Below are 12,354 nucleotides of genomic sequence, written 5' to 3'. Positions count from 1 at the left end.
GGGCCGGGATCTGCCGTCGAATCGGCGCCGGCAGCCCGGGGAGCGGGTCCCGCGCCTCCCCCGGCTGCCGCTGGGGGCGCCCCCGGGTGCGGTACAGGGCGGGGAGTCGTCCTCGTGGGGGACAGCCGTGCCTGGGGACCTCGCAGCGGTGGCCGGGGCTAGGGCTTGCGGAAGTCCAGGGGGCGCGGCGCGGTCGCGGGCACCGCCTCCGGCTCGGCGTGCTGCTCCTCCGCCTGCGGCGGCATCAGGTCGCGGACGAGAAGGGTGGCGCCGGCCACCGCCCCCGGCATCAGGAAGACCGCGACGACCGGCACGAGGAAGCACAGCACCAGCGGCACCCCGAAGCCGAGGCTCAGCATCATCCGGCCGCGCAGCATCCGCAGCCGCTCGCGCAGCGGCACCTCGCGGCGCTGGAAGGCGACACCGCTGAGTTCCAGGGCCAGGAAGAAGCCGGAGACGCAGAAGCCGACGACGGGCACGACGGTCTGCCCGACGAAGGGGATGAAGCCCGCGGCGAACAGCGCGACGGTCCAGACCGTGACGCGCACCAGCACCCGCAGGCTGTCCCAGGCGGACCGCAGCAGTTCGCGCCACAGCGGGATGCCCGGGTCGGCCGGGGCGCCGCCCTCGGTGTCGTCGACGCGCTCCGCCAGCGACTCGTAGAAGGGCTGCCCGACCAGCAGCGCCACGGCGGTGAAGGAGATCACCGCCAGCACGAGACCGCCGCCGAAGACGACGGCGGTGAGCAGACCGCGGAAGAGCCCCTGCCACGGCGAGCCCCAGTCGTCGGCGAAGGGGGTCGCCCAGGCGGTCGCGTCGTCGGCCCAGAACGCCAGCACCACCAGTGCCGCGACATAGCCGACGAGGGTGATGAGCGCGGGCAGCAGCCCGAAACCGAACCATCGGCCGTGCCGGACGACCCAGCGCTGGCCGTCCACGAAGTGACGTATCCCGGTCGCAAGATCTCGCATGCGCGACAGGGTATGCGACGTCCCGGGGACGGTGGGACCGTCCGGCCTCCGCGGATCGGGATCAGGCCACGATCTCGCAGTCCGCCGGGCCCGACGGTTCGGCGTCGACGAGGCACACGTCGGTGTCGGTGTCGCCGGTGACGGTGCCCGGGCCCGCGTCGTCGGCCTCGACGGAGATGAAGTCGGCGCCCGCGCCGCCGTTCACGGCACCGGCGTCGGCGTCGGCGTCGGCGTCGGCGTCGGCGTCGGCGTCGGCGTCGGCGGAGAGTCGATGATGTCGGCCTCGGTGCCGCGGACCGTTCCGGTGCTCCCGCCGTCGATCTCCGTCAGGTCGGTCCCGGCGCCGCCGTCGACCGTGCCCGCGCTCACCCCCTTCGGCGCCCCGCTGTCCCTGGCGGGTGCCCGTCTCCGCCGGCACCCGCCCCGGCCCCTGGGCGGGCGCGGTGGCCCTCCTGTCGGCGACCCTGCACTGACCGCATCCCCGGGGACCAGTCCCCACGCCCCGTGCAGGCCGCCCGCGAGCGCCCCACGCAACACCCCGCGCGACGAGCCTCCGGCCGGCCGGACTGCGGCCCACCCCGGCGGCATACGTACCGGGCCGGCTGCGCCGGGCGCGGGAGGCACCAACCGCCTCCCCCGACAGCCGGCCACGGCCACCGCCACCGGCCCGCTGAGCCGCCGGCCGGACGGGGCCATGACCGACCGCGACACCCCCCACGCCCCGTGAAGGCCGCCCGCACCCGTCAGCCGGTCACGGCCACCCGCACGGTGAGCCTGCGGTCGGCCAGGCTGCGGCCGATCTCGGCGGTGTACGTGCCGGTCGGGGTACGCCAGGCGCCGGCGGCCTCGTCCCAGGTGCGGGCGGCCCGCCGGGACAGCGGCACGCGGACCTCCGTGGCGCCGCCCGCGGGCAGTTCCACGGAGACGAAGCCCGCGAGGACACGGCGTGGACGGTCCGCACGGTCGTCCTCGGGGACCGCCAGGTACACCTGGACGACCTCACGCCCCGCCCGGTCCCCGGTGTTGCGCAGCCGCACCGTCACGACGCCCAGGGTGCCGGCGTCGTCGTGGCCGGCGGGCTCGTGGCGGGCGTCCTCGTACTCCCAGTCCGTGTAGCCGAGTCCGTGCCCGAAGGCGTACGCCGGGGCCACGTCCGACCGGTCCCAGGCGCGGTAGCCGATGAAGACGCCCTCCTCGTAGGCCAGGACGCCCTCCCGCGGCTCGACCCGGGTGACCGGGGAGTCGGCGAGCGTCACCGGCCAGGTGGTGGGCAGCCGCCCGCCGGGCTCCTCCGCGCCGAGCAGCACGTCGGCCAGCGCGGCGCCCGCCTCCTGCCCGGGGAACCAGCCGAGCAGCACGGCCGCGACCTCCTCGCGCCACGGCAGCTCCACGGGGGCGCCGGAGTTGACCACGACGACGGTGCGCGGGTTGGCCGCGGCGACCGCGTGCACGAGGTCGTCCTGACGCCCCGGCAGCCGCAGGTCATGGCGGTCGAAGCCCTCGCTCTCGACCCGTTCGGTGGTGGCGACGACCACGACCGCGACCTCGGCGTCACGGGCGGCCGCGACGGCCTCCGCGATCAGCTCGTCCGGATCGCGCCGCGGTCCGCCGTGGACGAGGGAGAACGCGACGGCCTGGATCGGCATGTCCTCGATCTTGAACACGTCGTACCCGAGGGAGACCGGAACGGTCACGCCCGCCTCCAGCTCGACGGTCCCCCTGTCCAGGGGCGCGCCGAAGAACGCCTCGAACGGGTCGGTCTCCGGGCCCATCTCCTGCACGCCGTCGAAGACGACCGTGTCCGCGACGACCAGCCGGAAGCCGCCGAGGCCGCGGGTGCCGAAGTGGTGGGCGCCGCTCTCGCGGGGGGTGAACGTGCCGGTGATCTCGACGGTGTGGAGCGCGTCGTAGGCGACGCCGTCGGGCAGGTCGCCCCCCATCCACTGCACCTGGCCGCTCGGCAGGGCGGTCTCCCCCAGCGGCCGTCCGCCCGCGTCACGGCACAGCGCGCGCAGCGTGAACCCCTGCTCCGCGGGGGTCAGTTCGTCACTGGGGTCGGCGCCGACGGCGTACGTCAGCGCGGTGCCCCCGGGCAGCGCGGCGCGCAGCCCGTCCAGCGGGGAGACGACATGGGCGGGGAAGACGTGCGCGGAACCGCCGCCGAGGACGCGGGCGTCGCGCGCGGCGGCGCCGACCAGGGCGACGCCGCGCACCCGCGCGGGGTCGAGCGGCAGCACCGGCCGCCCCTCGCGCGGCTCGTTGCGCAGCAGGACGAACGAGCGCCGCGCGATCTCCCGGGCCAGGGCGTCCCCGTCGACCGCGGCGGGCAGCGCCCCGGCGGGGACCACGGCGGGCACGCCCTCCAGGAGCCCGGCGCGGGCGGCGAGCAGGAGGACGTTGCGCACGGCGTCATCGACGACGGACTCCTCCACCCGCCCGTCCCGTACCGCCTGGGCGAGCGCCTCGCCGTACACGGTGCGCGGGCCCGGCATGGCCACGTCGAGGCCGCCGTTGATGGCGGCGACGGTGTCGCGGGCGGCCATCCAGTCGGAGACGACGAAGCCGTCGAAGCCCCATTCCTCGCGCAGGACCTCGTTCTGGAGCCGGCGGTGCTCGGTCATGGTGAAGCCGTTGACCCCGTTGTAGGCGGCCATGACGCCCCAGGGGCGGGCGTTCCTCACGATGGCCTCGAAGGGGGCGAGGTAGAGCTCGCGCAGGGCGCGTTCGCCGATGACGTTGTCGACGGTGAAGCGGTCGGTCTCGGCGTCGTTGGCCACGAAGTGCTTGACGGTGGCGCCGACACCGCCGTCCTGGACCCCGGCGACATAGCCGGCACCGATCTCGCCGGTCAGGTACGGGTCCTCGGAGTACGTCTCGAAGTGCCGCCCGCCCAGCGGCGAACGGTGCAGGTTGACCGTCGGCGCGAGCAGCACGTGCACGCCCTTGCGGCGGGCCTCCTGGGCGAGCAACCGCCCGGTGCGGCGGGCGAGATCGGGGTCCCAGGCGGCGGCGAGCGCGGTGGGGCTGGGCAGGGCGACGGACGGGTCGTCGGCGGTGGAGCGCACCCCCCGGACGCCGACCGGCCCGTCCGACATGACCAGGGAGCCCAGTCCGATCTCGGGTACCGGGGGCAGCGACCACATGTCCTGCCCGGCCAGCAGACGTGCCTTGGTGTCGAGGTCGAGCTTGCCGAGGGCCTGCTCCACGGCGGCCGCGCGCTCGGTGTCGGTCATCGGGTCAACTCCCATGTCGGGGACGGGTTGTCGTCGCCTTGCCCACGGGGCCCGCCTGCTCCGGCCGCGGCACCGCGCCGACCGGTACGAGGCGGCCCCTCCTCCTGCCGCGTGCCAGCCACATCCTGGCCCTCCGACCTGATGATCGGTAGGTGTCGTCACCCGCTCGTTACTCGGACTCACCGTGGCCCGGTTAGGCTCGCGGTCGTGACAGCCGACGACCACGGGCGGGGGCTCGGACGCGCGATCCGCGGCGCGGACCGCAAGGCCGGGATCATCCAGGCCGCTCTCGAAGTGATCGCGGAGCGCGGCTACCGGGGTGCCTCGCTGGCGGCCGTGGCCGAGCGGGTCGGCCTGACCCAGCAGGGCCTGCTGCACTACTTCCCGACCAAGGAGGCGCTGCTGATCGCGGTGCTGGACGCGCGCGACCAGTGGGACATGGCCTCGGCGGCACTGCACGGCACGGCATGGCCGCTGGAGATGGTCGCCGGCCTGGTCGAGTACAACGCGACCCGGCCGGGCGTCGTCCAGGTCTTCACGGTCCTGGCGGGCGACAGCGTCACCGAGGACCACCCGGCGAGCGGGTACTTCAAGGAGCGCTACGCGCGGGTGCGCGAGTGGGGGGCGCAGTCGCTGCGCAGCGAGTACGGCGACGTCCTGCCCGGCGGCCTCACCCCCGAACAGGCCGCACCGCTGCTCGTCGCTGTGATGGACGGCCTCCAGACGCAGTGGCTGCACGACCCGGAGGCGGTGGACATGCCCGCCGCCTTCCGCGACTTCGTCGCCCTGCTGACCGCGCCGCGCACGGCGGACGGGACGCCCGAGGGCGCCTAGGCCCGTTCCGTTCGAGTCCCGCGGCGGTGCCTGGCGCGGCGGGTGCCTCCGCCCGTCGGCCGAAGAGGCCGAGGCCGATCCAGCGGGCTGGGTGCACGAGATCGACGCGGACAGGGGCGGCGAGCCGGACGGGAGTGTGTCCCCTGAGGCCCTCATCGGGGCTTGGCAGGTGGATGCACGCGGGAAGCTCTCCGGCGGCCACCAGGCGAATCCGAACCACCGGCCCCGGGCCACAGGGCAGTGGTCCGTCGCGGGCGCGTCGGCTCGGCCGTTTCGTCCACGGCACCTGGAAGCGGGTGTTCACCGCGCTGTCGCTCGGACCGGACACGGCCGGGCCGGGCACGGGTCAGGGGCGCGCCCCCGCGGGAGCGCGCCCCTGAACAGCGGCCGGGGCCGCGCCTACTCGGGCAGGCGGACCAGCATCTTGCCGGTGTTGTCGCCGCGCAGGACGCCGAGGAAGGCCTCCAGGTTGTTCTCGATGCCGTCCATGACGGTCTCGCGGTAGCGCAGCCTGCCCTCGCGGATCCAGCCGCCGACCTCCTGGACGAACTGCGGCTGCAGGTCGTAGTGGTCGCCGACGAGGAAGCCCTCGATGCGCAGCCGGTTCTGGATGAGGCGGGCCAGGTTGCGCGGGCCGGGGGCGGGCTCGGTGGCGTTGTAGATCGCGATCATGCCGCAGACGGCCACGCGTCCGCGCAGGTTGAGGGCGCCGATGGCGGCCTCCAGGTGCTCACCGCCGACGTTGTCGAAGTAGACGTCGATGCCGTCGGGGGCGGCGGCGGCCAATTGCTCGGCCACCGGGCCGTTCTTGTAGTTGAAGGCCGCGTCGAAGCCGTACTCCTCGGTGAGGAGCTTGACCTTCTCGTCCGAGCCGGCGCTGCCGATGACCCGCGAGGCGCCCTTGAGCCTGGCGATCTGGCCCACCTGGCTGCCGACCGCGCCGGCCGCGCCGGAGACGAAGACGACGTCCCCCTCCTTGAGCTCCGCGACCCGCAGCAGTCCCGCGTACGCGGTGAGGCCGGTCATGCCGAGAACACCGAGGTAGGTGCTCAGCGGCGCGAGGTCCGGGTCGACCTTGACCGCGGACTTGACGTCGACCAGGGCGTACTCACGCCAGCCGAGGAAGTGCAGCACATGGTCGCCGACGGCGAAGCCCTCGGCGTCGGAGGCGACGATCCTGCCGACCGCGGCGCCCTGCATCGGCTTGTCCAGCCGGTACGGCTCCGCGTACGACTTGGCGTCGTTCATCCGGCCGCGCATGTAGGGGTCGACGGACACGTACAGGTTGCGGACCAGGACCTGCCCGGGGCCGGGCTCACCGACCTCGGTCTCGCGCAGCGCGAAGTCCTCCGGCTTCGGCCACCCGTGCGGGCGGGAGACCAGGTGCCATTCACGACTCTGCGGCATGGGGAAACGCCTCCAAAAGCTTTAGGTTCTCAATCAACCATGGACCTGAATCTTTGATGATGTCAAGCAACAGGTAGCCTGGGACCATGCCACGCCGCACCGATCCGCTGACTGTGGAGGTCGTCGACCTCATCGCCACCGTCGTGGCGCGCTATCACGAGGAGTACGAGGAAGCCGCCGCGGCCCACCGGCTGACCGGCGCCCAGGCCCGCGTGCTGACGCTGCTCGCCCGCGAGCCGCTGCCGATGCGCGGCATAGCGGCACGGCTGAAGTGCGAGCCGTCGAACGTGACCGGCATCGTGGACCGCCTGGAGGCGCAGGGCCTGGTGGAGCGGCGCGCGGACCCGGCCGACCGGCGGGTCAAGCTCGCGGCCCCCACCGACGCGGGCGAGGTCACCGCCGGACGGCTGCGCGGCTCACTGGACTTCGCGCGGGAACCGCTGGCCGCGCTCTCGGCGGACGAGCGGGCGACGCTGCGCGACCTGCTCCAGCGGATGGTCGGGCGGGACTGACCGGCCGGAGCCGGCCGCCCGGGACGACGGGCGGCGACCCGTCAGCTGCACCACCACAGGAAACGCGTGCACGTGGGCGACGGCGGCGGGGGTGGCGGCGGCGCGGTGGTCGGGTCCGAGGCCGGACTGGAGGCACCCGAACCGCCGTCACCGCCGGGGGCGGTCGGCGGGCCGGAGGTGGCCGGGGCCTGGCTCACCGCACCGGAAGCGGTCGCGGTGGCCGAATGCTTGCCACTCGCCGTAGGGCTCGGCGACGTCGAGTCGCCGGCCGAGGACGAAGCCGAGGCCGAGGCCGAGGCCGAGGAGGCGTCGGACGCCGGCTTGGCGGTGACGCTCGCCACCGAGGAGGCGTGCGCCGAGGTCGTCGCGCCCGGTGAGGCGCTCGGGCTGGGCACCTCGTCGGAGCCGGCGGACTGGGTCCGGTCACCGGTGACGTAGCCGGCCAGCGGCAGTTCGGCGACACTCCAGCCGACCAGCACGATCGCGGCGCCGACCAGGGTGCCCACGAGCAGACGGGACTTGCGCCGGGTACGGATGCTGCGCGTGCGGCTGCGGCTGCCGGAGCGGCGCGTGGCCGCGTCACCACCCTTGCGGGCTGCCGCGCGGCGGCGCTCGGCCCTGCCCGGCGAGACGCTCTCCATGGCCTCGGTGTCCGCGGACGCGCCCTGCGACGCGGAGACGTCGCCGGAACCCTTCTCACCGAGTTGGTGAGCGGGCGTTCCGCACCCCGGGCATGACAGGGCGCCGTTGATGTGCCGTCGGCAGGCTGCGCAGTAGTCCATCGTCCGGGCAGCGTATGTGAGGCAAAGGTACGACGTACATATGAGCCGTTCGTCGAACGAGTGAAACCTCTGTGAAAGCCGGGACATGCGGGTTTAGGAACCCGATCAGCCCCGAATACCTCCCCAATCAGCCCGCATACGGCACTTCGGGCATGCCCTGCCCGGCTCCGGGCAGCACCAGCAGCGCCCCCGCCAGCGGCCGGGCGGACAACTCCCGCTCCCCCAGGCCGGTCCGGGCCGAGGTGATGTAGAGGTCGGTGAGGTGCGGACCGCCGAAGGCGCAGGCCGTCGGGCGCCGCACGGGCACCTCGACCACCCGGTCCAGGGCGCCGCGCGGGGTGTAGCGGCGCACCGCGGCCCCGTCCCACAGCGCCACCCACACACAGCCGTCGGCGTCCACGGTGAGCCCGTCGGGGAAGCCGGCACCCTCCTCGACCATCGCGAACGGGCGCCGCTTGCGGACCAGTCCGGTCTCGCGGTCCACGTCGAAGACGTCGATCCGGCGGGTGGGGCTGTCGACGTAGTACATGAGCGAGCCGTCGGGGCTCCAGTCGGTCCCGTTGCTGACGGCCACGTCGTCCAGGACCGGTTCGACCGTGCCGTCCGGGGCCACCCGGCGCAGTGACCCGCCGCCGGCCGCCTCGTCGTAGCGCATGGTGCCGGCCCACAGGGCGCCGGACGCGTCGACCGCGGCGTCGTTGCCCCGCCGCCCGGGGACGGGCTCGCGGTGCAGCCAGCGGAAGGCGCCGTCGGCGTCGTACACCCCGACGCCGTCACGGAGGTTGACCACGATGCCGCCGCCCGCGCGCGGTTTGGCGGCGCCGACGTGCTGCCCGGTCGCCATGACCGAGGTGCGGCCGCCCAGCGGGTCGTACCAGTGCACGCGGGAGGCGAGGATGTCCACCCAGACGAGCCGGGCGCCTGCCGGGTCCCAGGTGGGGCCCTCGCCGAGCGACGCCCGTGCGGGCAGGGCGAGTTCGACCCCGTTCACCGCAGGCCGCCGCGGTGGCCGAGGCGTTCGGAGAGCTCGGCGGCGCCCTTGGCCGCCAGCCCCTCCAGCTCCGTGCGGCGCTCCTCGCTCCACCGGACCATCGGCACGGAGATGCTGAGCGCCGCCACCACGTGCCCCGCGGAGTCCCGCACCGGGGCGGCCACGCAGGAGACGTCGGGGTTGGACTCGCGCTGCTCGACGGCGACGCCGCGCTCGCGCACCAGGTCGAGCTGGCGCCGGAGTTCGTGCGGCGAGGTGACGCTGTGCGGGGTCATCGCCGTCAGCGGGCGGTCGTCGGGGAAGCGGTCGTCGATCGCGGCCGCGGGCAGCGCGGCGAGCAGCATCTTGCCGACCGAGGTGCAGTGGGCGGGCAGCCGCCGGCCCGCCGCGGAGACCATCCGCACCGCGTGGGTGCTGTCGACCTTGGCGATGTAGATGACGTCGGTGCCCTCGAGCACCGCCACGTGCACCGTCTCGTCACAGGTCTCGGCGACGGACCGGGCCACCTGCTGCCCCTCCGCGGCCAGGTCCAGCTGCTCCGCGTAGCGGCTGCCCAGCTGGTACGTGCGCACGCCGAGCCGGTAGCGGCCGGTGTGCCCCGACTGCGGGACGAGGTAGTTGCGCGCGGCCAGCGTGGTCACCAGCTCGTGCACGGTGGTGCGCGGGAGCCCCAGCCTGCGGGTGATCTCCGGCGCCGACATCGTGCCGTCACCCTCGAGGAAGAGTTCCAGGATGTCCAGCGCTCTGGTCACCGCGGGTACGAGACGTCCCATCTCTGCTCGCTCTCTCCGAGCGGTCGTTCACGGCCGTTCTCGGCAGTTCTCGGCTGTTCGAAATTCCGAAAAGCGATCGGTATCGCGAACGCAGCGTATCCGCGCCGGGGCGCACCGGGCAATGGCCGCGCATCGCGCACACGTGACACCCGGGGCGCGTCCGAACGACTGCCGCACCTGACGATCCATCACCCAGTGTGCTTGTCTCATAGGACTATATGGGTGATCGTTCACATCTCCGGACATCAGCAGGCGTTGATTCGGTCACGACGTTTGGAGTCGGACCGATCCGAAGGGAATAAAAGTGAACCGCTTCACCAAGGTCGCCATCTCGACCATCATCGCCGGGGTCACCGTTTTCGGCGCCAGCACGGCGGCTGTCGCCGGTGGCAACGACAACCGCGGCGGCGGTTTCGGCGGCGGCGGCCGCAACTTCGGCCACGGCGGTGGCTACGGCCACGGCGGTGGCTACGGCGGTGGCTACGGCAACGGCTTCGGCGGCTTCGGCCGCGGCGGCGGTGCCCACGCGCAGGGCGCCGCCATCGGCTCGCCCGGCATCCTGAGCGGCAATGTCGTCCAGGTGCCGATCAACATCCCGATCAACGTCTGCGGCAACGGCATCGGCATCATCGCGCTGCTCAACCCGACGGCCGGCAACGTCTGCATCAACAGCTGACGTCGTCCCCCCCTTACCCGAGGCCGCCGGAGGACTCCTCCGGCGGCCTCGGCGCTGTCGCCCGCCGCTGCCGCCGTGTCACAGGCCGTTGGTGAACGCGGCGAGCCGGGCCGTACCGAACCCTCCGTCCAGCGGGACGTTGCGGATCGCGTGGTCGCTCAGCCACGCGGACAGCGTCGCGAAGGACGCGTCACCATGGGTGTCCTTGTACAGCGCGGCGATCCCGGTGACGTGCGGGGCGGCCATCGAGGTGCCGTCCATGTCGCGGAAGCTGCCGTTGAGGTACGCCGACAGGATGCCCGTGCCGGGTGCGTGGATGTCCACGCACGTACCCCAGTCGCTGAACCAGGCCCGGCGGTCCTCCTGGTCGATGGCGCCGACCGTGAAGGCACCCGGGGAACTCGCGGGTGAGACGAAGCAGGCGTTGATGTTGTCGTTGCCGGACGCCACCACGGGGAAGACCCCCGTCCTGGACAGCCCCTCCACCGCGCGGTTCACCGCCAGGGACCACCGGCCGGCGAACGACAGGTTCGCCACGGCGGGCCGCTCGGCGTGCCCTGCGACCCAGTCGATGCCCGCGAGGATCAGCGAGTTCGCCGTCCGCCCGACGCAGGGGAAGACCCGCACCGACACCAGCGACACCTTGCGCGCCACCCCGGTGTAGCTGCCGCCGACCGTGCCCGCCACATGCGTGCCGTGGCCGTTGCAGTCCCCGCCGTCCAGGCCGTCGCCGATCGCGTCGTAACCCGGCACCGCGCGCCCGCCGAAGTCCGGGTGCGAGAACTCGATGCCGCTGTCGACGATGTACGCCGTCACCTTGGCACCCGTCGCCTTCACGGAGAACCCGCTGCCACCGAGCGCCCGGTTGTTGATGCGGGTCAGCCCCCAGGGTGTGAAGCCGCCCATGCGCTGCGCGGCGGTGGACGGCAGGGGGACCGGCTTGGTCGTGGGCCTCGGGGCGGGCGCCGCGGTCTCCCGCGGTGCTGTCGCCTGCGGTGCGGTCCCCTCGGGTGCGGCCGACGCGCCGGGGGCCGCCGGAGGCTCGTCCGCCGTCTCCTCCGGGATGTCCGCGGGCCCGCCGTCCGAGGCGCCGGCGTCGGGCGGTTCGAGGTCGCTGTCGGCGGGGGCGTCCTCGCCGAGCGGTATGTTCACCATCGCGTCCTGCTCCACCTCGTCCACCCCGGGAGCGGCCCGCACCTTCTCCGCCTGGGCCTCCGTCAGCCGCGCGGCGAAGCCGGTCAGGGCGTGCCGGTAGGTGAGGAGCGGCGTGACCCGGAGTCCTTCGAGCACCGTGGCGGGCGAGGTGCCCGGCGTCAGCGTCACGATGTACCGCCCGGGTATCCCGCCGGGTGGGCCGGGCCGGGGCTCGGCGGTGCCGGCTGTCGCGGGCAGGGCGAGGGCGAGGACCGGCAGGGCTGCTATGAGGGCGGCGGATGAGGTCCGCCGCAAGGACAGGCGCATGTGCGGGGCTCCTTGACGGTTCGCTGCATCTGACGACCCCCCAGACCCCTGGTTATCAGCTGATATTGCCGCCCGCCCGGCCGGACGGCTATCCGGGTGACGCTCCGCATCCGACGACACGGGGCTTCGTTGACCAGTCGGCATGCAGTGATCAATGAAAGGAACAGCTCGTGAAGCGTTTCTCGAAGGCAGCCGTCCTGACCGTCGCGGCGGGCGCCGCGGTCCTCGGCAGCGCGGGCGGCGCCCTCGCCGACGGCGGCTACGGCGGCGGTTACGGCGGCGGCTACGGCGGTGGCGGTTACGGCGGCTACGGCCGTGGCGGCGCGCACGCCGACGGTGCGGCCATCGGCTCCCCCGGCGTGGTCAGCGGCAACGTGATCCAGGTCCCGGTCAACATCCCGGTCAACGTGTGCGGCAACGGCGTCAACCTCCTCCTCTCGCTGGTCAACCCGACCGCCGGGAACGTCTGCCTCAACTCCTGACGGCAGCGCCCTCGCCGGGGCGCCCGCCGTCCGTCCGCACGACGTCCGCGGCGTTCACCCCAGGGTGGACGAGACACTCTTCCGCGCGACCCCGTTCGTCCCCGCCACCGGCAGTGCCGCGGCCCTCGCGCCCCTCGCCGTGGCCCCGGCGGCCCGGGAGCGTTCCGGAACCGACGTCGGCGATCCCCTGGCTACGGCCGCCCCGCATGCGTGGGGCGGCCGTCGTCGTGCC

Annotated in this window: 13 protein-coding genes; 4 read left to right on the top strand and 9 right to left on the bottom strand. The window is 73.9% G+C overall.

Annotation, left to right across the window (positions count from 1 at the left end):
* Positions 1-158 precede the first annotated feature (158 nt).
* From RV983_RS24810 to RV983_RS24795, 4 genes are all read right to left on the bottom strand, one after another.
* Positions 159-971, bottom strand: coding sequence for an EI24 domain-containing protein (locus tag RV983_RS24810; RefSeq protein ID WP_475987934.1), 813 nt, complete (start codon positions 969-971; stop codon positions 159-161).
* A gap of 61 nt (positions 972-1,032) precedes the next feature.
* Positions 1,033-1,176, bottom strand: a complete 144-nt coding sequence (locus RV983_RS24805; protein ID WP_475987933.1) for a hypothetical protein — start codon at positions 1,174-1,176, stop codon at positions 1,033-1,035.
* Complete coding sequence (locus tag RV983_RS24800) at positions 1,173-1,340, bottom strand: hypothetical protein (protein WP_475987932.1); 168 nt, start codon at positions 1,338-1,340, stop codon at positions 1,173-1,175. The genes RV983_RS24805 and RV983_RS24800 overlap by 4 nt, the downstream gene beginning before the upstream one ends.
* A gap of 374 nt (positions 1,341-1,714) precedes the next feature.
* Complete coding sequence (locus tag RV983_RS24795; RefSeq protein WP_475987931.1) at positions 1,715-4,204, bottom strand: glycoside hydrolase family 3 protein; 2,490 nt, start codon at positions 4,202-4,204, stop codon at positions 1,715-1,717.
* 207 nt (positions 4,205-4,411) lie between these two features.
* Between RV983_RS24795 and RV983_RS24790 the strand changes: the two genes are divergently transcribed.
* A complete protein-coding gene (locus RV983_RS24790) occupies positions 4,412-5,038 on the top strand; it encodes a TetR/AcrR family transcriptional regulator (protein ID WP_475987930.1) in 627 nt (208 codons plus the stop codon).
* 399 nt (positions 5,039-5,437) lie between these two features.
* Here the strand turns inward: RV983_RS24790 and RV983_RS24785 are convergent, their stop codons facing one another.
* A complete protein-coding gene (locus tag RV983_RS24785) occupies positions 5,438-6,445 on the bottom strand; it encodes an NADP-dependent oxidoreductase (protein ID WP_475987929.1) in 1,008 nt (335 codons plus the stop codon).
* 86 nt (positions 6,446-6,531) lie between these two features.
* On the opposite strand from RV983_RS24785, the gene RV983_RS24780 reads away from it, so the two are divergent.
* Entirely contained in the window at positions 6,532-6,957 is a 426-nt protein-coding gene (locus RV983_RS24780) for a MarR family winged helix-turn-helix transcriptional regulator (RefSeq protein ID WP_475987928.1), read from the top strand.
* A 41-nt stretch (positions 6,958-6,998) separates the two neighbouring features.
* Here the strand turns inward: RV983_RS24780 and RV983_RS24775 are convergent, their stop codons facing one another.
* The 3 genes from RV983_RS24775 to RV983_RS24765 form a co-directional block, all read right to left on the bottom strand.
* Positions 6,999-7,739: an SCO2400 family protein gene (locus tag RV983_RS24775; RefSeq protein ID WP_475987927.1), complete on the bottom strand. Its 741-nt coding sequence runs from the start codon at positions 7,737-7,739 to the stop codon at positions 6,999-7,001.
* 127 nt (positions 7,740-7,866) lie between these two features.
* Complete coding sequence (locus RV983_RS24770; RefSeq protein ID WP_475987926.1) at positions 7,867-8,730, bottom strand: SMP-30/gluconolactonase/LRE family protein; 864 nt, start codon at positions 8,728-8,730, stop codon at positions 7,867-7,869.
* Positions 8,727-9,503, bottom strand: a complete 777-nt coding sequence (locus RV983_RS24765; protein WP_475987925.1) for an IclR family transcriptional regulator — start codon at positions 9,501-9,503, stop codon at positions 8,727-8,729. Before RV983_RS24765 ends, RV983_RS24770 begins: the two co-directional genes overlap by 4 nt.
* Before the next feature lie 304 nt (positions 9,504-9,807).
* Between RV983_RS24765 and RV983_RS24760 the strand changes: the two genes are divergently transcribed.
* Positions 9,808-10,179, top strand: coding sequence for a chaplin (locus RV983_RS24760; protein WP_475987924.1), 372 nt, complete (start codon positions 9,808-9,810; stop codon positions 10,177-10,179).
* A 78-nt stretch (positions 10,180-10,257) separates the two neighbouring features.
* On the opposite strand, the gene RV983_RS24755 is transcribed toward RV983_RS24760, so the two are convergent.
* On the bottom strand, positions 10,258-11,640 hold the full coding sequence (locus RV983_RS24755; protein ID WP_475987923.1) for a S8 family peptidase: 1,383 nt from the start codon (positions 11,638-11,640) through the stop codon (positions 10,258-10,260).
* Between the two features lie 170 nt (positions 11,641-11,810).
* On the opposite strand from RV983_RS24755, the gene RV983_RS24750 reads away from it, so the two are divergent.
* Positions 11,811-12,122 (top strand): chaplin, encoded by a 312-nt coding sequence (locus tag RV983_RS24750; RefSeq protein WP_475987922.1) that lies wholly within the window; start codon positions 11,811-11,813, stop codon positions 12,120-12,122.
* The last annotated feature ends 232 nt before the right edge of the window (positions 12,123-12,354 follow it).

This window comes from Streptomyces sp. RLA123 (assembly GCF_056270165.1).
This window is presented reverse-complemented; position numbering and strand designations above follow the sequence as displayed.

Coding starts and splice junctions, on each gene's coding strand:
- RV983_RS24810 (WP_475987934.1), bottom strand. CDS start 971: ATGCGAGATCTTGCGACCGGGATACGTCACTTCGTGGACGGCCAGCGC.
- RV983_RS24795 (WP_475987931.1), bottom strand. CDS start 4,204: ATGACCGACACCGAGCGCGCGGCCGCCGTGGAGCAGGCCCTCGGCAAG.
- RV983_RS24785 (WP_475987929.1), bottom strand. CDS start 6,445: ATGCCGCAGAGTCGTGAATGGCACCTGGTCTCCCGCCCGCACGGGTGG.
- RV983_RS24780 (WP_475987928.1), top strand. CDS start 6,532: ATGCCACGCCGCACCGATCCGCTGACTGTGGAGGTCGTCGACCTCATC.
- RV983_RS24775 (WP_475987927.1), bottom strand. CDS start 7,739: ATGGACTACTGCGCAGCCTGCCGACGGCACATCAACGGCGCCCTGTCA.
- RV983_RS24765 (WP_475987925.1), bottom strand. CDS start 9,503: ATGGGACGTCTCGTACCCGCGGTGACCAGAGCGCTGGACATCCTGGAA.
- RV983_RS24755 (WP_475987923.1), bottom strand. CDS start 11,640: ATGCGCCTGTCCTTGCGGCGGACCTCATCCGCCGCCCTCATAGCAGCC.